This window comes from Mycobacterium sp. E787 (assembly GCF_001668725.1).
GTDB lineage: Bacteria > Actinomycetota > Actinomycetes > Mycobacteriales > Mycobacteriaceae > Mycobacterium.
In genome coordinates this window covers 31815-52574 of the sequence record NZ_LZKL01000042.1, presented here as the reverse complement: position 1 = coordinate 52574, position 20760 = coordinate 31815, and the positions used below count along the sequence as shown (strand labels likewise).

Genomic DNA, 20760 nt, shown 5'->3' with positions numbered 1-20760 from the left:
TTGCCTCCCCGGGAGTGCGGACTTACCCAGAAGACTAGAACACGTTCCGATTCGTGTCGAGCAGGGTATTCCTGCGGCTGGTAGCGGTGCGAATCCGGTTTTCTATAACATGTTCTAGTTGCGAGGAAAGGGAGGACGGGTCGTGACGGAAGCGATTCCCGACGAGCCGCTCGGCGACCACGTCCTGGAGCTGCAGATCGCCGAGGTCATCGCGGAAACCGACGAGGCGCGCTCACTGGTGTTCGCGGTGCCCGACGCGCCCGGCGATCCGGCCATCCCGCCGGAGCGGCTGCGCTACGCCCCCGGGCAGTTCCTGACGTTGCGCGTTCCCAGTGAGCGCACCGGCTCGGTGGCGCGCTGCTACTCGCTGTGCAGTTCGCCGTTCACCGACGACGCGCTCACCGTCACGGTGAAACGGACCGCGGAGGGCTACGCGTCGAATTGGCTGTGCGACCACGCGCACGCGGGCATGCGGATCCACGTGCTGGCGCCGTCGGGCAACTTCGTGCCCAAGACGCTCGACGACGACTTCCTGCTGATGGCGGCCGGCAGCGGGATCACCCCGATCATGTCGATCTGCAAGTCGGCGCTCGCCGAGGGCAGCGGGCAGGTGACGCTGCTCTACGCCAACCGCGACGACCGCTCGGTCATCTTCGCCGACGCGCTGCGCGAGCTGTCGGCGAAGTATCCCGACCGCCTCACGGTGTTGCACTGGCTGGAATCGCTGCAGGGGTTGCCCAGTGCGGGCGCGCTGGGCAAGCTGGCCGCGCCCTTCACCGACCGGCCCGTCTTCGTCTGCGGCCCGGGCCCTTTCATGGAGGCGGCACGCGTAGCGCTGGAGGGCCTGAAAGTTCCTGCCGCGCAGGTGCATATCGAGGTGTTCAAGTCGCTGGAGTCGGACCCGTTCGCGGCGGTCAAGATCGACGACACCGCCGAAGGGGACCAGCCGCCGGCCACCGCGATCGTGGAGCTGGACGGCGAAACGCACACCGTGTCGTGGCCGCGCCACGCCAAGCTGCTCGACGTGTTGCTCGCGAAGGGTCTCGACGCGCCGTTCTCCTGCCGCGAGGGCCATTGCGGCGCGTGCGCCTGCACCCTGCGCAAGGGCAAGGTCGACATGGAGGTCAACGACGTCCTGGAACAACAGGATCTCGACGAAGGCCTGATTTTGGCCTGTCAATCTCGCCCGGAATCTGATTCGGTAGAAGTCACCTACGACGAGTAGTCGCGTAGCGAACCGGAAGGGGGCGCCGATGAAGCGGCTGTTGCCGGGATTTGCGGTCGTCGGAGCGGTGCTGGCGGTCCTGCCTCCTCCGTCCGCTTCGGCGGCGAGCAACACCGCCACCACCCTGTTCCCGCTGGACGGCCCCAACCAGCTGGAGACGCACATGACCCTGGAGTGCTTCAAGTCCGGCGGCTTCTGCAACTTCACCGCCGGCGCCGACATGCAGACCCCCGACGGAGTCACCGGATTCCCGAACGACCTGTGGGCCCGGCAGACCACCGAGATCCGGTCGTCGAACCGATTGGCCTACCTGGACGCGCACGCAAATGGTCAGTACGAACGGGTCCACAAGGCGATGGGCAACGACGAGGTCACCACCGTGTACTTCGGCGGCGGCCCACCGGACAAGTACCAGACCAGCGGACGCATCGACTCGACCGACTGGCAGACCGGCCAGCCGAAGACCGACATCAACGTCATCACCTGCACCCACATCCAGGTGGTCTACGGCGGGGTGAACATCACCTCACCCAGCACCTGCGCGCAGACAACCTTTTCCTGATCCCGCGTCGGCCGACCGGCTCGGGCGCGGCCTGCGATATCACTTCGGGTCAGACGTGTGAAAGCTCGCTCGGCACGGCGGGTTTGGCGGCACTCGCCTCCCGGGTCAGGAAGCCGGTGAGCTCCCCGATCGCGTTCATCAGCGGCGCGGGGAACACGATGGTCGTGTTCTTCTCGACCCCAAGCTCCAGCAGAGTCTGCAGGTTCCGCAGTTGCAGGGCCAGTGGGTGGCGCATCATGGTGTCGGACGCCTCGCCCAGCGCCGCGGCCGCGCGCGCTTCCCCTTCGGCGGCAATGATTTTGGCGCGCTTCTCCCGCTCGGCTTCGGCCTCGCGCGCCATCGCGCGCTTCATGCTGTCGGGCAGCTGGATGTCCTTGAGCTCCACCAGGGTGACCTCGACGCCCCATTCGACGGTGGTGGTGTCCAGGATCTGGCGGATGCTGCCGTTGATCTTCTCCGTCTTGGCGAGCACCTCGTCGAGGGAGTGCTGCCCGACGACGTTGCGCAAGGTCGTCTGGGCGATCTGGTTGATGGCGGCGTTGACGTTCTCGATGACGACGACGGACTTGCGGGCGTCGACGACGCGGAAGTAGGCCACCGCGGCGATGTCGACGCTGACGTTGTCGCGGGTGATGATGCCCTGCGACTGGATCGGCATGGTCACGATGCGCATAGACACCCGCCACAGCCGATCGATCACCGGGATGATGAACCGGAGCCCGGGTTCGCGGACGCCGATCACCCGGCCCAGGCGGAAGTGCACGCCGCGCTGATACTGCTGGACAATCCGGATCGAGGCGGCCAGCAACCCCAGAGCGACGAAAACGGCGACGGCGGTCGCAGTAACGGCTGTAGAACTCACCCAGCCAACCCTAGGAGCACCGCCCGGCTCGGTCAGCGGCCACAAGTCACGGCACGCATGGTCAAAAGGCCTTTCCCCGGAACCGAACCGCCGCGATCCGCTGATCGAGCGGCGCACCGGTCTGCGCGATCAGGATTCCGCCGGTCCGATCGCGTTATCGGGTGTCCGACCACCGGAACACCCGGAGGCAGGCGATCAGCCCACCGATAGTCCACGCCGTCAGCACGAAGAATGTTTGCCAGTGTTCCCAGCTGCCGGCCGGCTCGAAGGCGGCCATGTCAGGCGGTAACAGGACCGACCGGAATCCCTGCGCCATCCACTTGACGGGGAACAACGAACCCAGTGTCAACATCCACCCGGGCAAGGCGATGAGCGGCACGTAGGTGCCCGAAACGAACTGCAAGGCGACCGCCGGGCCGTTGGTGATGACCGCGGCGGAAACCGCGTTGCTCGCCAAGTTGCTGACGAAGATACCCAGCAACGAACAACTGAGGATTCCGAGGACGAAGACCCAGGTGAGCGTGAACCATCCGAAAGCGTCGGTAGGTAGATGGAGTTTGAACACGAGGACGCCCACCGACAGGAGAACGACGGCCTCGGCGAGACTGGCGGCGGCGACCAGAACGATCTTCCCGATGAAGTACGAGGTCGCGGTCGTCGGCGTCCCACGAAGTCGCCGCAAGGCGCCGGTGTCGCGGTCGGATGCGATGCTTATGCCGAGGTTGATGAAGGATGTGGAGAGAATGCCGTAGGCGAGGATGCTTGCCGCGATCACGGCGCCCGTGCTGGTATCGCTGTGCGGCAGTTTCGTCGAGAAGATCGAACCGAGCAATATGCCGATCACGGCGGGCATCGAGAAGGTCAGGACCACTTGTTCAGGCCGGCGGTAGAACATCTTCAACTCGGGGACGACCCGCGACAACCCGATGCGGAGCGGAGTGGGGAGCGGCGACTCCGACTCGATTGCGCGGTGTCGCCGCGGCGGGGAACTCTGCACCTGACCGATGTTCATCGTGCGTGGCCGATCAGATGCAGATAAGCGTCTTCGAGCGTCGGTCGAGAGACTGTCAGCTGAGCCAGTTCCGTCCCGTCTTTCGACCGCTGCCTGATCAATTCGGTCGGGTGATCGGTCTCCTCCACGTGGACCTGCTCTCCCTCCATCCAGCGGACCGTCGCGGCCGAGTTCACGTATTCGATGAGTTTCGGCGGCGAGTCGATGGCCACCACCTCGCCGCCCGCCAGGACGGCGACCCGATCGGCCAGGGCGGCGGCTTCGTCCAGGTAGTGCGTAGTCAGGAGGATGGTCGTGCCATCGGCCGCCAGCAGCCTGATGAGGTCCCAGAATTTGCGTCTGGCGTCCGGATCGAATCCCGTTGTCGGCTCGTCCAGGAAGAGCAGTTCGGGCATGCCGATGATGCCCAGAGCGACGTCGAGCCGACGGCGCTGCCCGCCGGACAGCGTCCTGACTTTCAACTCCGATGCGGAGGTGAGCCCGACGAGGCCCAGCACGTCCTCGGGATCTCGGGCCCTCCCATAGGATTTGGTGAACATGCGCACGGTTTCCGACACGGTGAGCATCCCGGCGTCGCTGGCTTCCTGCAGCACTATGCCGATCTTGGCGCGCCAGCTACGGCCCGCGGTGCCGGGGTCTTCGCCCAGTACCCGGGCCTGTCCGGAATCGCGTTGCCGATGCCCCTCGAGGATTTCGATGGTCGTTGACTTACCCGCACCGTTGGGCCCGAGGATCGCGAAAATCTCGCCATAGCCGACGTCGAAGTCGATATTGCACACCGCCTGTCGCTGCCCGTAGGCCTTCGACAGCCCTCGCACGTGAACAGCGGACGGGTGATTGTGAGTCATCGCCCCTGCTCGGGCATTTCGAGCTCGGCCAGCACTGCTCGGAGGTCGGCATCCGATAACTGTTCGATCAGTCGGTCGACGTCGTCGGCCGGCGTCGGCTCTGGTCGCTGTTGGGCGATCGCAGGCGGCGCATCCGCACCGGCCGGTTGGAGCTCAGCGAGTATGCGACCGGCCACTGAATTGACGCTGACGCCCTTGAGCAGTTCCAGCACGGGCAGATCGATGGCGAACAGCGCGTTGATCCTGGCCCTGAAATCCATCGCCATCATCGAGTCCAGGCCGAGGTCGTCGAGGGCGTCGTCGGATCCGATCTCGGTGACGGCGAGATCGAAGACGGCGGAGACGACTTGGCGAACCTGGCGTGCGACCACGCCGAGCCTGTCAGCCTCCGGGCATGCCGAGAGCAACTCGAGGAGGGGCGATTCCGAATCTATGGCGCCAGTGGGCGTTTCGGCTGTTCCCAGCTCGGAGAACATCCGCGGCAACTGCCCGCCGAGCCCGCGGCGGACCCGCGTCCAGTCCGCGCTGAGAGCGATGACGTTCGGCACCTTTTGGTTGATGAGCCGATCGAGGATCTGGGTGCCCGACGCGGGCGTGATGAGCTCAATCCCTCGCTGTGCGTAGATTTTCTCGAGCTCGAGCTCTTCCACCATGCCGACCGACCAGGGGCCCCATCCGATGGTGAGGGCCGGGAGCCCCTCGGCGCGCCGGTAGTGCGCAAAGGCGTCGAGGAACGCGTTGGCGGCGGCATAGTTGCCTTGACCGGGCGAGGCGATGACCGACCCTGCCGATCCGAACATGACGAAGAATTCGAGATCCTGCCCCAGGAACGCGTTGTGGAGCGCGCGGGTACCGCTGATCTTGGGGGCCATCACTTCGGTGAAGTCGGCTTCGGTCATGTTGACGAGGAGTTGGTCGTGAACAGAACCTGCGGCGTGGAGGATGCCCCGGACCGGTGGCCCCCCTTCTCGGATGTGATCGCTCAACCAGGTGTTCACCTGCTCGACGTCGGTGACATCGACGGTGGCGATCGTGACTCGAACACCGAGACGTTCGACTTTTCGAACTGTGTCGATCGTTGCGCGGTGAGCGTCGTCGTGCGGGATCAGCGCCCAGCGGCTTCTCGGCGGGATCTCGCTTCGGCACAGCAGGGCGATGTGCCGTGCCCCACGCTCGGCAAGGTATGCCGCGACGACGCGGCCCAGCGCTCCGGTACCGCCTGTGATCACGTAGGTCGCATCGGGGGTGAGTTTGGTGGGAAAGGGTTGCGTCAGGCTGCTGCTCGGGCGAAGACGCGGAACGAACGTCGTGCTGCCGCGGATGGCGATCTGATCCTCGGGGTCATCCCTGAGGATGTGTTCGCAGACATGCGCAGCACTCTGAACGGGGTCGTCGGCTCTGTCGATGTCGATCAGTCCGCCCCAGTGTTTGACGAGTTCCTGATGGCCGACGACTCGACCCAGCCCCCAAATCGTCGATTGCTCAACCGCAAGCGCATCGCTCGGAAGTGCCGGTTGCGCGTTGGCGGTTATCAGATAGAGGCGCGGCCGAACGGTGTCGTGGTCCGCCAAGGCCTTGACGAGGTGGAGTATTGCGAAAAGCCCGGTAGGGTCGCTGCTTTCGCCGGCGTCTGCATCCGCGGGCCCGCGCAGTGAGTGGGTATCGGGGTGAGCGCGGATGTCCAGGGGCCAGCAGTTGATGATCCCGGCGAGGTTGCCCTCTTGGTCGAGGTGAGTTTCGAGCAGTTGGTGTAGTTGCCGGGGATGCCGCGGGTTGAGCGCGTATCCCCCGTCGACTTGTGTAAGCGTTTCGACGGGTTCATGCACGACCGTGTGGACACGCTGGCCGCTGCGGTGCATCTGCGCGGCGAGCGTCGTCCCGAAGCCGGAGGCGTCGGTGAAGATCAGCCACGATGAACTGTCTGTCACAGTGGAGTTCTCACGCTGGTCATACTGGGCGCCGGAAGACGCGACCCAGTGAATCTCGAGGAGACCCTTGTCGACGTGTTCGGGCGACATGCGCGATGAAGCGCTCAGTGATTGCACGGTGAAGCCGTGGAAGACAGCGAGCGGCTCGCCGTCGTCGCCGGTGATGGTTATGTCGCTTTCGATCTCGTCTTGACCGGCGGTTACGACACGTACGTGAACCGACATGCTTGCTTCGGGCGGACGGTAGACAACGCTGCGCCGGATCCGAACGGGAAGGTACGGGCTTTCCGTTGCCTCGGAACCGAAAAGAGGTGTGCCGAGCAGCGTTTGGAAGGCACCATCGATGAGGGCCGGGTGGAATCGGTATTCCTCGAGTTGGTCGGCGAGCGGTGCGGGAACGGCGAGTCGGGCTGTCGCCCAGCCAGCTCCGGCCGTGACGCCGGTGACGGTGCGGAACGCGCCACCGTATGCCAAACCGACGGCTCGGGTGCGGGCGTAGAACTCGTCGCCGTCGATGGTGACCACCTGGGCGCCCCCTGGGGGATCGACGCGGTGCGGCGACCCGGACACCGTGTTGAGCTCCGCTGTCGCTGTTATCGTCCACCGCAGGTCCCCGCCGGCAGTTGCCGTGAACGCAGCGAATTCCACTGTGCCCCTGTCCTGGTCGAGCGTGGTCCTGAGCAACGGGTCGCAGGAGTCGTCAAGGATGAGGGCGCGTTTCAGCGTCAGGTTGTCAACGCTGTGGTCCGCCGCCCCGTAGGCTTGTTCTGCTGCGGCCAGGGCCATTTCGACGTATACCGCCCCGGGTAGCAGGACACTTCCCTGCACCTCGTGATCGGCCAGGAAGGGAACGCGGGTAGCGCTCAATTCCACCTCCCAGGTCGGGTGCACGGCGCTCACCGGCTGCCCCAGCAGCGGATGCACCGGGTTGTAGTGCAATTCCTCGACGGCTTCCGGGGGCTCGTTCCAGTACCGCTTGGATTGCCACGGGTACGAAGGCAGCTTCAGCAACCGCGCCCCCTGGCGGGGGTACAGCGCGTCCCACGCCACCGGGTGGCCGTGACAGTGCAGCGCGCCGACGCAGTTCATCAGCGTGCGACCGTCGTCGTGATGGCGTCGCTGGGTCGCCAGGACGACCACGTCCGTCTGGTGGGACGCGGCGACCTCCGCGATCGATGTTGCCAGAACGGGATGTGGACCGAGTTCGACGAAGTGAGTGTATCCTTCGTCGAGCATCTGGCGGATCGCTGGCTCGAAAAGTACTGTGGTGCGAGTGTTTTGCCACCAGTAGGCGGCGCCGGCGGCGTATCGGTCCAGCCGCTCGCCGGTCACGGTGGAGTAGAGCGGGACCCTCGCCGCGGCCGAAGACAGCCCTTCCAGGGAGGTGCAGAGGTCATCTTTGACCGCGTCCATGTAGTGGGTGTGGTACGGCACCTTCACGCTGAGGAACTGATTGAACACTCTGCGCTCATCGAGTTGGCGTGCAATGTCATCGAGGACTGCGCTGTCGCCTGCGAGGGTTACCGCCGCCGGGCTGTTGACGGCGGCGATGGATACCAGCCGCCCGATGTTCGCGAGCGCTGTGTCGTCGATGGCCTGCATGAGCGATTCGGCGTCGAGGCCGACCGCGAGCATGCGGCCCTGCCCGCTGGTGCGTTGTTGGAGGCGGCTTCGGTGATAGATCACCCGGATCGCCTGCTCGAAGGTGAGGACGCCGGCGAGATAGTGGGCAGCCACTTCACCGGCGCTGTGACCGACGACGGCGTCGGGCTTGATGCCGAATTGCTTGAGTTGCTCGGCCAGAGCTATTTGGACGGCGAAGTTGGCGGGCTGCGCGACGTCCGTTTCGGCCATCCGAGAACGGGTTTCGTCGGCTTGGAGTTCGTCGATCAAACACCAACCGGTGTAACGGGAGAGCTCGCGGTCGCTCCGCACGATGCTTTCGGTGAAAGCGGGATAGACCTCAAGTAGGTCTCGGCACATCTTCCACCACTGGGGGCCCATGCCGCCGAAGACGAACGCCAACTTGGCCGAGGTCAGCGGTGTGCGTCCCGCGGGGCTTCGCCCGCTTTCCGCGAGGGCCTGTAGTTGTTCTCGCGCCTCGGCCATGCTGCCCGCGACGACGGCACGCCGGTAATTCATGTGAGTGCGACGCCGGCTGAGTGTGTAGCCGAAATCCCGCAGCGTGAGGCCGGGGTGAGCGCTCACGTATTCGGCCAATTGGCCGGCCGTAGCTACCAACGCTTCCTCGCTGCGCGCCGAGATCGGCAACACGGCCAACGGTGGTGGCGGAGGATTGTTCTCGGCGGCGCCGCCGACCGGGTCGGGAGGCTCAGCGAGCACGACGTGGGCGTTTGTGCCCCCGAAGCCGAAGGAGTTGACCCCGGCTATACGCCGTTTCGTGTCGGGAAACGGGCGACCGGTTCGGGGGATCTCAATATTCAGGTCGCTGAGCGAGATTCGGCGGTTCGGGGTCTTCAGATGCAGATTCGCCGGAATGTGACCGTGTTTGACCACCAACGCCGCTTTGATCAATCCGGCTACCCCTGCGCCCGCCTCGAGGTGTCCGATGTTGGTTTTGACCGATCCGATCGGTAGCGGATTGCTCGTCGGCCGCCCCGCGCCGAGCGCGTTGGCGAGGGCCTGGACCTCGATCGGGTCGCCGACCGGGGTTCCGGTACCGTGCGCCTCGACATAGCCGACCTCGTCGGGGCGAACGCCCGCTCGGCGCAGGGCCGTTGTGATTGCGGCTTGTTGCGCCTGGGCCCTGGGTACGGTGATACCGTCGGTGCGGCCGTCCTGGGACACCGCGGTACCCAGGATCTGTGCGTAGATTTCGTCGCCATCGTTGAGTGCGTGCTCGAGCGGTTTGATGACGACGACCGCGGCGCCCTCTCCCCGCGCATAACCATCGGCGGAATCGTCGAACGCTTTGCAGCGCCCCTCCGGACTGAGGAATCCGCTCTTCGATTCGGCGATCGCCGTGTTGGGTCCGATCATGATGTTGACGCCGCCGGCAAGCGCGAGATCGCACTCGTCGTTCCAAATGCTCAGCGCCGCAAGGTGTACCGCAACGAGCGAGCTCGAGCATGCCGTGTCGATTGTCATGCTCGGTCCGCGGAAGTCGAAGGCGAACGAAATCCGGTTCGCCAGCATCGTCATCATCATTCCCGTGGCGGAATGGGTTTTGAATCGGTACCGGCTGGTGCGCCCCTGATTTTGCAGCAGTTGGTAGTCGAGGGTGAAACCACCGACGAACACCCCGACCTCAGTGCCGGCGAGACTGTCAGCGGGTATTCCACCGTCTTCCAGTGCCTCCCACGTGGTCTGCAGCAGAAGGCGCTGCTGCGGATCGAGCAGGTTCGCCTCTCGAGGGGAGATCCCGAAGAACTGCGGGTCGAATTGGTCTATTTCGCTGAGAAACCCGCCTCGGCGGGTCACCATCTTGCCGACTTTCTCCCGGTTCGGATCGTAGTATTTTTCGGCATTCCAGCGTGATTCGGGGACCGGACAGGTGGCATCGGTGCCACTGCACAGCAGGTTCCAGTAGCTTTCCGAGTCGTGGGCGTCGCCGGGCAAGTGACATCCGATCCCGACTATAGCCAGAGGTTCGCGGGTGCCGTGGTCACAAGACATGTTCATCCTCTCGCCCCTAAACGTGTCACGACATCATCCCGATCCGACACCCGCAGCCGATCAGCGTGGGGCCATCGGCTGCGCCGACAGTCGTGATGTTGACGTCGAGCAGCTTGACGGGGAGCCGGGAACATGAGTGAAGTCAACTGAATTCGAGTGCCGGAGCCATCCCGAGAATCCAATCTTGGCTGATCGGATTGGTTGTCTGTTCGCGGCGGTACACGGATCGGAGTTCCCGCAGGAAGGGGTCCCGTTGCCAGGCCTGCGCCTGCCGAATGACGTCGTCTTCGGCGAAGCGACCGCTTTTCTCCGAAACGACGGTCTCGACCAGCTGGCCCGCGAGCTGATTCAGCAGCCGGACGTTGGCGTCGAAGCGGGCGATGAACTCGGCGGCTTGCTCCATCATCACCGTGTGCAGCGTCACCATGAAATTCAGCGGCGAGTACAAATCGACGAACCGCGCCGAGGGACGCGCGCTCTCGACTGCGGCCCATTCTCGGAAGAATCTCTGCATGCGGTTACTGAGCTTGATGAGCCCTTCCAGGTGAGGCACCAGCTGAGGATCGTCGGCCACGCTGACGAACCCGCCGTTCCTGTAGAGGAAACCCACGAAGCCCCAATAGAACGCGATGTCCCAGATCACTTTCGCCGACATCACAACTGGTGAGCCCATCAGCGTGTATTGGTTGCAGTACACGGCGAGCCACATGTCGGTGAGGGATCGAAACAGAGAGTCGTTGATTACCGACCGCGCGACGACGTCCTCACCGTCGAGGTCGCGGGCAATCATGTCGGTGATGAGGCCGTTGCCAATCGCCACCAGGTCCAGTCCCGATGAGTACAAAGGATCCAGGAAAATTCCGGAGTCACCGGTGAGGCACCAACGGTCGCGGCCATCATAGACTTTCGTGGCGCCGTGGCTGTAGTTCCTCATGACCCTGAAGTCTTTGATGAGGTGCTCATTTTCCGCCAGAACCGCGGCACACTGTGGCTCGTGCGCGTGAAGCCAGGAAAGTGCTTTCGCGAGTGTGTTGAACCCGCCGAAATCGTGGACGGTTGGGTCTGCGACGATGCCGACGCTGGTCGATCCGGATGGGAGCCGTATCAGCCACACCCAGTACCCCTCCCCCATCAGATGATTCGTGGACAGCGCACGGTCGCCCTCGACGAGCCGCGCCTGCCAACTCGGGTTATCGCTCCACTTGCCGATATCTATTTCCATTCCGACGCGGAGCCATACGGCATTGCAGTTGTGCTCGTTTACGCGCCTCAGGCCCAGCATCCTGGCCAGTGTCCGGTTTCGCCCCGACGCGTCGACCACCCACCGAGTCATCGTGTGCGTGACCGTGTCGCCGCTCTGGAAAGTAACCTTCGTTGCGCGACCCCCGGGGGCGAATTCGACGGACACCGCTCGGCCGGAAGCGATTTCGATGCCTTCGGTCAGGCAACGCCGATTGAGCTCGTTCTCTAATCTGCCGCGGTCGATCTGGTAGGTCACCTGAGGGACGAACGCGGAGCTGCCGAGTTCCGTCCGTCGGGCAATGTCGGTGTTCCGGTCGTGTGTGAAGAACATTCGCAACCCCATTTTGCGAAGCTGTGAGGTCTGCAGATGGTCGCCCAATCCAAGGCGGTCCCGCAGGTAATGGGCGGAGACCTCGACCGTCGACTCGCCTACCGTGTGGGTGATCTCGGACACCGGGTGAGTGGTCGGGCAGATGATCAGTATTCGTGTCTGCGGCCGCGCGCCGCGAATCTCGAGCGCCAGAGTCAACCCCGCCACGCCGCCGCCGATGATCGTGACATCGTGGTCCGGGACCGCCGTATCGGCGTCCAGCAGAGTCTTGATCCTGTGCGCCAAGGCCTGGCGCGCCTCCGAGCTCAAATGCGACAGCTGCGCTCGCGCGTCCACAGGTTCCACCTCCGAAAGCCGTTCGGTTCAGTTAATTAATATTTAAGAATCTACACCAATCTGGCTGCCTGGCAAGCGGGCGAAGCACACAGTTTAAGCGGCAGGGTCGACTTGCCGGATCGAAGCCAGATACGTTAAGGGACAACAATTCTCGATGTCCAAATGCATCTCCATCGTTCGTGGCCAGAGAGTGTGGGCGATACCGGGTTGCCCTTCTGATTGTTGGGAAACAGCGAACGCATCGACGCCGTGCTTGCACAGCGCCGACTGCGGACTCGGCGGCATTACACAGCAGCGCTCGGGCTTGGCACCTCTTTCATGGCTCCGGTATCAGTGGGCGGGTCGTTCGCCCGGTGTCGCCCGTAGACGAATTCGAATATCGGTGTGGCCATAAGCGTGGTGACGATGGCAACCAGGACCAGGATGCTGAAGAGCGTCGGAGTGATGATGCCGGCCTGAAGACCGATGTTGAGAAGAATAAGTTCAATCAACCCGCGAGCATTCATCAACGAGCCGAGCGCAACGGATTCGCGGAACGGCACTTTTCTCAGCCACGCGGCGAACGTGCACGCGATCCCCTTTCCTGAGATCGAAGCTATGAGGAGTCCCGCCGTCACCGCCCATAGTGTCGAGCTGTTCACCAGACCGATCTGGGTGTTCAGCCCCGAGTAGACAAAGAACAACGGCAGCAAGAACGTGGTGACCAGTGGTTCGAGGCTGGCCGTGAGTTTTTGCGCGAAGGCACCGGAGGGCATGGCGACACCGAGGATGAAGGCACCGAATATCGCGTAAATCCCGATAGTGTCCGTGAACCATGCGCAGAGCATGAGCAGAATGAGAACGGTGCTCAACACCGGTGCGGTTATCGCGTTCCGGCGCTGGGTTCTGACGCCCAGGCCCGCCAGGGCTTTCCGCCCAACCGTCAAGAGCAGCAGAGCATAGAGAATTCCGCCGACTATCGCGGTCGTGGCCGTTGTCGGGTTACCGCGGTGGATAGCGAGCACCACGGCGAGGATGCACCAGGAGAGTGCATCGTCAGTCGCACCACATACCAACGCGAGGGTGCCCAACGGTGTCCCGGAAAGGCGTTGTTCGAAGATTATCCGGGCGAGCATAGGAAACGCGGTGGTGGCGATCGACGCCCCCAGAAACATCATTGCCAGGACGAGTGGAACGCCTTTTTCGAAGTAATTTCCGTGCGCCGAAAGGGGCATGGCGATAAGCGCTCCCAGGGCGAGTGGCGTGAGGATGCCTGCCGCCGAGACCGCGGCCGCGGTGCCGGCGCGGTGCTTGATGAGATTGATGTCGAGGTTGAGCCCGATCAGAAACATGTAGAGCACCAAGCCAATTTGCGCTGCCGTGTACAGCACGGTGTTCGCTTGTTCCGGCGGAAATAATTGGTGTTGCACCCCGGGCGCTATCCGTCCCAACAGTGAGGGCCCCAGGAGTACCCCGGCAACCATTTCGCCGACAACCTGCGGCTGTCCGAGGCGTTGCGCCGCCAGCCCAACGAAACGGCAGGTTCCGAGAATGACGGCCAATTCGAGGAAAAAGTGGACAGCGGTTGCTGCGGGCATCGGTCAGGTCCCGGAGTTCGAGGTGCTGACAGGCCGGGAGGAGGGGTGCCGCGGACTGTTTTCGTCGGGCGGTGCGTCGAGGGCGGCCGACCACCCGGGAAACGCGTTTAAAGCGGGGTCGTTGGCCGACGGGTGGCGGCGGAGCCCTGGATGTCGGATCGGCGCACGGGTTACAGCCATCGAAAACCGGCTTAGCCGGCCGTAATCGAGTGGCGGCCAGGCGCCGGCGTCGCAGAACTGGTGTGCGGCTACCACTTCTTCCTCTCAGCGGTCGCTGGTAAGGGTCACCCCACCGCGGGCAACCGAGGGCCAGCTGTAGGGACCCGTGAGTCATTCGTTGCCGCTGCCGACTTGGATTGCAACGCCTCAATGGAAGTTCGGCCGCTCGCGGCGGCTGTCACCGCCCGCTAACGCGGCAGGCCGAGGAGCCGCTCCGCGGCCACCGTGAGCAGGATCTGCTCGGTGCCGCCGGCGATCGTCAGGCAGCGGGTGTTGAGGAAGTCGAAGACCGCCTGGTTGTGCACCAGACCGCCGCCCTCGGAGACGTCCATCGCGTACTCGGCCAGCGTCTGGCGGTAGCGGACGCCGATCAGCTTGCGCACGCTGGACTGGGCCCCGGGATCCTGGCCGCCCACGGCGAGTTGGGCGATGCGCTGGTCCAGCAGCGCGCCGGTCTGGGCGATGGCGATCAGCCGGCCCAGCCGGTCTTGCTGCGCGGCGTCGAGGTCCATCTGCGCCAGCACCTTGAGCAGCTCCTCCATCGGGTTGCCCAGCGCGGTGCCGGTCGCCATCGCGACCCGCTCGTTGGCCAGGGTGGTGCGGGCCAGCCGCCAGCCGTCGTTCACCGTGCCGACCACCATCTCGTCGGGCACGAACACGTTGTCCAGGAAGACCTCGTTGAACAGCGAGTCGCCGGTGATCTCGCGCAGCGGCCGGATCTCGATGCCCGGTGAGCGCATGTCCACCAGGAAGTACGTGATGCCCTTGTGTTTCGGCGCTTCGGGATCGGTACGTGCCAGGCACACGCCCCACCGCGCCTTATGCGCGGCGGACGTCCACACCTTCTGCCCGGTGAGCAGCCAGCCGCCGTCCCCCCGCACCGCCTTGGTGCGCAGCGACGCCAGGTCGGACCCGGCGCCGGGCTCGGAAAACAGCTGGCACCACAGGAATTCACCGCGCAATGTGGCCGGCACGAACCGCTCGATCTGTTCCGGCGTGCCGTGCTCGAGGATGGTCGGCGCCGCCCACCAGCCGATCACCAGGTCCGGGCGCACCACGCCGGCCGCCGCCATCTCCTGGTCGATCAGCAACTGCTCGGCCGGGGAAGCGCCGCGCCCGTACGGCGGCGGCCAGTGCGGCGCCTGCAGCCCGGCCTCGGCCAGGGCGGCCTGGCGTTGGGCTTGAGGCAGCGCGGCGACCTCGGCGACGGCCGCGGCGATCTCGGCTCGCCGGCCCTCGACCTCCGACAGGTCGATGCTGAGGCGGCGGCGCACCCCGGCCTGCGTCAGGGCGGTGATGCGGCGCAGCCAGCGTTCAGGGCCGCCGAGGAACCGGCCGATGGCGTGGGCCCGGCGCAGGTACAGGTGCGCGTCGTGCTCCCAGGTGCAGCCGATGCCGCCGAGCACCTGAATGCAGTCCTTGACGTTGGCCTTGGCGGCGGCGATGCCGATGCCGGCGGCCAGGGCGGCGGCGATCGAAAACTGGTCGGCGTCGGGATCGCCGGCGGCGCGGGCGGCGTCGGCGGCGGCCACCTCGGCCTGCTCGGCGCGGCACAGCATCTCCGCGCACAGGTGCTTGACCGCCTGGAAGCTGCCGATCGGCTTGCCGAATTGCTCGCGCACCTTGGCGTAGGCGACGGCGGTGTCCAGCGACCACCGGGCGATGCCGGCGGTCTCGGCCGCCAGCACCGTCGCGGCCAATTCCTCGACCCGCGGCCCCGACGCCCCGATCACGGTGGCCGGCGCCGACGTCAGCACCACCTTGGCCAGCGGCCGGGAGAAGTCGGCGGCGCGCAGCGGCTCGACCCGCACGCCGTCGGCCCCGGCGTCGACGAGCAGCCACTTTCCGTCGGCGGGCACCACCACGACGGCGCCGTCGGCCGCGCCCAGCACCCACGGCAGCGTGCCCGACGCCCGTCCCGTCGCGCCGTCGAACTCGACGTCCCCTTCCAGCGCCAGACCGGCGAAGCGCTCCCCGGCGGCCAGCGCGGCCAACAATCCGGGGTCCTCGACCACGAGCGTCGCCAGGGCCGTGGTCGCGACCGGCCCAGCGATCAGCGCCTTGGCCGCTTCCTCGACCATCGCGCACAGATCCTCGATGCTGCCGCCCGCCCCGCCGCGGTCCTCGCCGATCGCCACCCCGAACAACCCCAGGTCGGCCAGGCCGGCGAACACCGGCCGCCAGGCGTCCGGGTTGCCCTGCTCGACGGCGCGAATCGCCGCGGTTCCGCCCGGCCCCGACGTCGGATTGCGCGCCCAATCCCGCACCAGCGCACGCGCGGCGAACTGTTCGTCGGTGACGGTCGCTACCACCCTCGGGTCCTCCGCGTGCCTGGTTCGGGATGAAGGGGCGCTCTTCTTGCTTGAAAGCCCACTAGAACGTGTTCTAATAGTGCCAGCGATCGAACGTCAAGTCGAACGCGATTACAGCAGTACACGTCGTTGTCCCTGCTGCGGGGAGGTGGGAGATTTACGCACAGCCTGCGTATCGTTTGCGAACGAACCACCTGAAAGAGGAGCGCTTCCTGAGATGTCGTCAGCCAACCCGGGTTCTGCCCGCGTTCCTGACTCGCAGCCGCGCGAGGTCATGAACGTGGCGGTACTGGCTGAGTCCGAGCTCGGCTCGGAAGCGCAGCGGGAGCGCCGCAAGCGCATCCTCGACGCCACTATGGCCATCGCGTCCAAAGGGGGCTACGAGGCGGTGCAGATGCGTGCCGTCGCCGATCGCGCCGACGTGGCGGTGGGGACGCTCTACCGGTACTTCCCCTCGAAGGTGCACCTGCTGGTGTCGGCCCTCGGCCGCGAGTTCAGCCGCATCGACGCCAAGACCGATCGCTCCTCCGTCGCCGGCGGCACCCCGTTTCAGCGGCTGAATTTCATGGTCGGCAAGCTCAACCGGGCGATGCAGCGCAATCCGCTGCTCACCGAGGCGATGACGCGCGCCTACGTCTTCGCCGACGCGTCGGCGGCCAGCGAGGTCGACCAGGTGGAGAAGCTCATCGACAGCATGTTCGCGCGGGCGATGGCCGACGGCGAACCGACGGAGGACCAGTACCACATCGCCCGGGTGATCTCCGACGTGTGGCTGTCGAATCTGCTCGCCTGGCTCACCCGGCGGGCCTCGGCGACCGACGTGAGCAAGCGGCTGGACCTGGCCGTGCGGTTGTTGATCGGCGACCAGGAGTCCCCCAAGGCGTAATGGCGATCTAGGCGGGTGGCCCGGCGGTGCGGCCCCGAATCAGCTCCGTCTCAAGGAGTTCCACTACCGGCAGGCCCGACCGCGGAGGTTTCAGCAGCAGCTCACCCGCCCGACGGCCCTTCTGCAGGCTCGGCTGCGCGAGCGTGGTCAACCCGCGGCCGAGCGCGTCGGGCACGCCGTCGAAACCCGTGACGCTCATCTGGCCGGGCACGTAAATGCCATGTGCGCGAAGGTAATCCATGGCGGACAGCGCCAAGATGTCCGCGGTGCACATCAGCGCGGTGATTCGCGGATTGGCCTCCAGCGCCACCTTGGCGGCGGTGCCGCCCGACTCGGGAAGATGCTCGTAGCTCTCCACCACGGTCAGCGAGTCCGGGTCGATGCCGGCGGCCGTCATCGCCTCCCAGACGCCGATGATGCGCTCGCGCTGGACGTCGAAGGCCGGCGAGCGCAGCCGCTCGGCGTCCACCAGCCCCTGCCGGCGTTCCCGGCCCAGCCGCATGGTCAGCAGCCCGATCTCGCGGTGCCCCAGGCCCAGCACGTAGTCGGCCAGCGCGCGCATGGCCGCCCGGTCGTCGATCCCGACCCGGGACACACCCGCCAGGCCCTTGGGCTGGTCGACCACCACGACCGGCAGCCGGCGCTGCAGCACCACCTGCAGATAGGGATCGTCGTCGCAGACCGAATACACCACGAATCCGTCCACGCCCGCGCCGAGCACGGTGGCCGTTCCGTCGTCGCGGCTGCGGCCGGCCCCGACGGCGACCAAAAGCAACCCCTGTCCGAGTTCCTCGCAGGACTGCGCCACCCCCGCGACGAAATCCCGCGCCGCCGGGTCGTTGAAGAAGTAGGTCAGCGGCTCGGCCATCACCAGGCCCACCGCGCCGGCCTTGCGGGTCCGCAGCGACCGCGCCACCGGGTCCGGTCCCGGGTAACCCAACCGCTTCGCCGTCGCCAACACCCGTTCGCGAAGGTCGGCGGAGAGCTGGTCCGGCCGGTTGAAGGCATTCGAGATCGTGGTGCGCGAAACCTTCAGTTCGTCGGCCAACGACGCCAGAGTCGCACGCCGGCGCGGGGTGGGACTCACGTTCGCTGACGCTACAGCGGGATCGGGTGGGCGCACACGCGGCTTCGCGGCCCCACTTTCTAATGGAAACAATTTTCATTAGTGTTGGGTTGGCCGGCGCGCTGGCGGGATCCTGTCGTCTTGCGCCCGGCATCCCATCCCGGTGTCCGTCGGGACGATCTCGTTTGCCACCCACCTGTCCTGCCGGCTCGTCGGGCGGCGTCGTGAGGTTGCCACTTAAGCTGGTCGCACGAACTGGGGAGGGGGCCGGCAGTGCGCCAGCGACTCACCGCGATTGTGCTCGCCGGGGTCTCCGCGCTCGCCGCCGGCTGCACCACCGTCGTGGGCGGCAAGGCCGTTCCCGCCGACCATTCCGGCCCCGTGTCGCAGAATCCGGTTGCCGTATCGGCCCTCGAGGGGCTGCTGCTCGACGCGGGCCAGATCAACAGCGCGCTGAACGCGACGGCGATGAAGGTGTGGTTCAGCGCCAAGGCGATGTGGGACTGGAGCTCCACCATCAGCGACAAGGACTGCCTGCCGCTCGACGGGCCCGCACAGGACAAGGTCTATGCCGGCACCGGATGGACCGCCATCCGCGGCCAGCGGCTCGACGACAGCGTCGGCGACGCCAACAACCGCGACCACTACGCCATCCAGGCGGTGGTCGCGTACCCCTCCGCGCACGACGCCAACGCCTTTTACGACTCCTCTATGCAAGGCTGGTCCGCCTGCGCCAATCGCCGCTTCTCGGATTTGCCCGAGGGCAAGTCGCCCATCGTGTGGACGGTGGCCGGGGTGAACAAGGTCAGCGGCACGCTGAGCACATCCGAGGTTCAGGAAGGTGGCGACGGGTGGTCGTGTCAACGGGCTTTGACGGTGCGCAACAACGTCGCCATCGACGTCTTGGCCTGCGCCTCACCCCTGACCGACGGGTCGGCGGTCAACATCGCCGAGCAGATCGCGGCCAAGGTGGCCCGGCAATAGCGCTCGGCGGTGGGGCGCGCGGCGGCTTTCACGCGGACCATAAGCTGAACGGGTGCCCGGTATCGACCTCAACGCCGACCTGGGTGAGGGCTTCGGCGTCTGGCGCCTCGGCGACGACGACGCGATGCTGGGGATCGTCACCAGTGCCAACGTGGCGTGCGGGTTCCACGCCGGAGACCCGGTGGGCATGCTGCGGGTGTGCCGGTCGGCCGCCGAGCGCGGCGTGCGGATCGGGGCGCAGGTGAGCTACCGCGACCTGGCCGGGTTCGGCAGACGCTACATCGACGTCGACGCCGACGAACTGGTCGCCGACGTGGTGTACCAGATCGGTGCGCTGCGGTCGATCGCGGAGGCGGCCGGTTCGACGGTGGGCTACGTCAAACCCCATGGCGCGCTTTACAACACGATCGTGACGGACCGCGAACAGGCCGCCGCCGTGGCGGAGGCGGTGCGCATGCTGGACCCGGGCCTGCCGGTGCTGGGCATGGCGGGCTCGGCGTTCTTCGACGAGGCCGCCCGCGCCGGCCTGCGCACCGTGGCCGAGGCGTTCGCCGATCGCGCCTACCAACCCGACGGCCGCCTCGTTTCCCGTCGGGAACCCGGCGCGGTGCTGCACGACCCGGCCGAGGTCGCCGACCGCGTGGTGGCGATGGTGACCTCCGGGCGGGTCACCGCGATCGACGGCACACAGGTCCCCATCACCGTGGAATCGGTTTGCGTGCATGGTGATTCGCCAGGCGCCGTGCGGATCGCGACGGCGGTGCGGGATCAGCTCGCCGCGGCCGGCGCCGACGTCAGGGCGTTCTGCTGATGCGACTCAAACCCGGCCGGCCCGATCTGGCGCGGTATTCCGACCGGTTCGATGTGCCCGCCGCCGGCCCCGAGTCGCCGCTGTCGGCGACGTGGCTGGGGGTGGCAACGCTGCTGCTCGACGACGGGTCCTCGGCGCTGCTGACCGACGGCTACTTCTCACGGCCCAGCCTGGCACGGGTGGCGGCCGGCAAGGTGGCGCCGGCGCCGGCGCGCGTGGACGGCTGCCTGGCCCGCGCCAAGGTGTCGCGGCTGCAGGCCGTCATCCCGGTGCACACCCACATCGACCACGCGCTGGACTCCGCGCTGGTGGCCGACCGCACCGGCGCGCTGCTGGTCGGCGGCGAGTCGGCGGCCAACGTGGGCCGCGGGTACGGGCTGCCCGAGGATCGCATCGTGGTAGCGACCTCCGGTGAGCCAATTCGCTTGGGCGCCTTCGACGTAACGCTGGTGAAGTCGCACCATTGCCCGCCGGACCGTTTCCCCGGCGTGATCGACGCACCGCTGCGGCCGCCGGCGCGGGCGTCGGCGTACCGCTGCGGTGAGGCGTGGTCGGCACTGGTGCATCACCGCCCGTCGGGGCGGCGGCTGCTGATTCAGGGCAGCGCCGGCTTCGTCAGGGGCGCGCTGGCCGGCGAGCGCGCGGACGCCGCATATCTGAGCGTCGGCCAGCTGGGCCTGCGGCCGCGGACCTACCTGCTCGACTACTGGGCCGAGACCGTCCGCGCGGTGGGCGCGCGTCGGGTGATCCTGATCCACTGGGACGACTTCTTCAGCCCCTTGTCAAAGCCCTTGCGGGCCTTGCCCTATGCGGGCGACGACCTGGACGTTTCCCTCCGCATCCTCGACGAGCTGGCCACCCGCGACGGCGTCGCGCTGCAGATGCCGACGGTGTGGCGACGCGAAGACCCCTGGGCGTAGCAC

The 20760-nt window shown here is 66.2% G+C and carries 14 protein-coding genes; 6 read left to right on the top strand and 8 right to left on the bottom strand.

Annotated elements, in window-relative coordinates; translation table 11 throughout:
* The first annotated feature begins 142 nt into the window (after positions 1-142).
* Positions 143-1225 (top strand): ferredoxin--NADP reductase, encoded by a 1083-nt coding sequence (locus A5705_RS08955; protein WP_067873070.1) that lies wholly within the window; start codon positions 143-145, stop codon positions 1223-1225.
* Between the two features lie 28 nt (positions 1226-1253).
* Positions 1254-1787: a hypothetical protein gene (locus A5705_RS08950; RefSeq protein WP_067873068.1), complete on the top strand. Its 534-nt coding sequence runs from the start codon at positions 1254-1256 to the stop codon at positions 1785-1787.
* 49 nt (positions 1788-1836) lie between these two features.
* Here the strand turns inward: A5705_RS08950 and A5705_RS08945 are convergent, their stop codons facing one another.
* The 7 genes from A5705_RS08945 to A5705_RS08915 all read right to left on the bottom strand — a co-directional run bounded on the left by A5705_RS08945 (position 1837) and on the right by A5705_RS08915 (position 16090).
* Positions 1837-2649 carry a slipin family protein gene (locus tag A5705_RS08945; RefSeq protein WP_067873066.1) on the bottom strand — a complete coding sequence of 271 codons (813 nt, stop codon included), beginning with the start codon at positions 2647-2649 and terminating at the stop codon, positions 1837-1839.
* Between the two features lie 154 nt (positions 2650-2803).
* On the bottom strand, positions 2804-3544 hold the full coding sequence (locus tag A5705_RS08940; protein ID WP_231964208.1) for an ABC transporter permease: 741 nt from the start codon (positions 3542-3544) through the stop codon (positions 2804-2806).
* A gap of 113 nt (positions 3545-3657) precedes the next feature.
* On the bottom strand, positions 3658-4509 hold the full coding sequence (locus A5705_RS08935; RefSeq protein WP_067873060.1) for an ABC transporter ATP-binding protein: 852 nt from the start codon (positions 4507-4509) through the stop codon (positions 3658-3660).
* Positions 4506-10073, bottom strand: coding sequence for a type I polyketide synthase (locus tag A5705_RS08930; RefSeq protein WP_082956380.1), 5568 nt, complete (start codon positions 10071-10073; stop codon positions 4506-4508). Before A5705_RS08930 ends, A5705_RS08935 begins: the two co-directional genes overlap by 4 nt.
* Before the next feature lie 142 nt (positions 10074-10215).
* Positions 10216-11982: an NAD(P)/FAD-dependent oxidoreductase gene (locus A5705_RS08925; RefSeq protein ID WP_068276901.1), complete on the bottom strand. Its 1767-nt coding sequence runs from the start codon at positions 11980-11982 to the stop codon at positions 10216-10218.
* 284 nt (positions 11983-12266) lie between these two features.
* Positions 12267-13559 carry a cation:proton antiporter gene (locus A5705_RS08920; RefSeq protein ID WP_067873039.1) on the bottom strand — a complete coding sequence of 431 codons (1293 nt, stop codon included), beginning with the start codon at positions 13557-13559 and terminating at the stop codon, positions 12267-12269.
* 407 nt (positions 13560-13966) lie between these two features.
* A complete protein-coding gene (locus tag A5705_RS08915) occupies positions 13967-16090 on the bottom strand; it encodes an acyl-CoA dehydrogenase (RefSeq protein ID WP_068276898.1) in 2124 nt (707 codons plus the stop codon).
* Positions 16091-16370: 280 nt separating this feature from the next.
* Between A5705_RS08915 and kstR the strand changes: the two genes are divergently transcribed.
* The gene (gene kstR, locus A5705_RS08910) at positions 16371-16976 is read left to right on the top strand and encodes a cholesterol catabolism transcriptional regulator KstR (protein WP_197507172.1); all 606 of its coding nucleotides are present in this window, start codon (positions 16371-16373) and stop codon (positions 16974-16976) included.
* A 7-nt stretch (positions 16977-16983) separates the two neighbouring features.
* Here kstR and A5705_RS08905 read toward each other — a convergent pair whose 3' ends face one another.
* Positions 16984-18063 (bottom strand): LacI family DNA-binding transcriptional regulator, encoded by a 1080-nt coding sequence (locus tag A5705_RS08905; protein WP_068276895.1) that lies wholly within the window; start codon positions 18061-18063, stop codon positions 16984-16986.
* Positions 18064-18315: 252 nt separating this feature from the next.
* Between A5705_RS08905 and A5705_RS08900 the strand changes: the two genes are divergently transcribed.
* Genes A5705_RS08900 through A5705_RS08890 form a run of 3 tightly spaced genes read left to right on the top strand, consistent with a single transcriptional unit; the run spans position 18316 to position 20757 of the window.
* Complete coding sequence (locus A5705_RS08900) at positions 18316-19026, top strand: sensor domain-containing protein (protein ID WP_068276891.1); 711 nt, start codon at positions 18316-18318, stop codon at positions 19024-19026.
* Between the two features lie 52 nt (positions 19027-19078).
* Positions 19079-19837, top strand: coding sequence for a LamB/YcsF family protein (locus tag A5705_RS08895; protein ID WP_068276887.1), 759 nt, complete (start codon positions 19079-19081; stop codon positions 19835-19837).
* Positions 19837-20757 (top strand): MBL fold metallo-hydrolase, encoded by a 921-nt coding sequence (locus A5705_RS08890; RefSeq protein ID WP_067873026.1) that lies wholly within the window; start codon positions 19837-19839, stop codon positions 20755-20757. The genes A5705_RS08895 and A5705_RS08890 overlap by 1 nt, the downstream gene beginning before the upstream one ends.
* Positions 20758-20760: the final 3 nt, after the last annotated feature.

What these genes read in the sequence shown, in the direction of transcription:
- A5705_RS08950 (WP_067873068.1), top strand. Translation starts at nt 1,254, where the DNA reads ATGAAGCGGCTGTTGCCGGGATTTGCGGTCGTCGGAGCGGTGCTGGCG.
- A5705_RS08940 (WP_231964208.1), bottom strand. Translation starts at nt 3,544, where the DNA reads ATGTTCTACCGCCGGCCTGAACAAGTGGTCCTGACCTTCTCGATGCCC.
- A5705_RS08935 (WP_067873060.1), bottom strand. Translation starts at nt 4,509, where the DNA reads ATGACTCACAATCACCCGTCCGCTGTTCACGTGCGAGGGCTGTCGAAG.
- A5705_RS08930 (WP_082956380.1), bottom strand. Translation starts at nt 10,073, where the DNA reads ATGTCTTGTGACCACGGCACCCGCGAACCTCTGGCTATAGTCGGGATC.
- A5705_RS08920 (WP_067873039.1), bottom strand. Translation starts at nt 13,559, where the DNA reads ATGCCCGCAGCAACCGCTGTCCACTTTTTCCTCGAATTGGCCGTCATT.
- A5705_RS08890 (WP_067873026.1), top strand. Translation starts at nt 19,837, where the DNA reads ATGCGACTCAAACCCGGCCGGCCCGATCTGGCGCGGTATTCCGACCGG.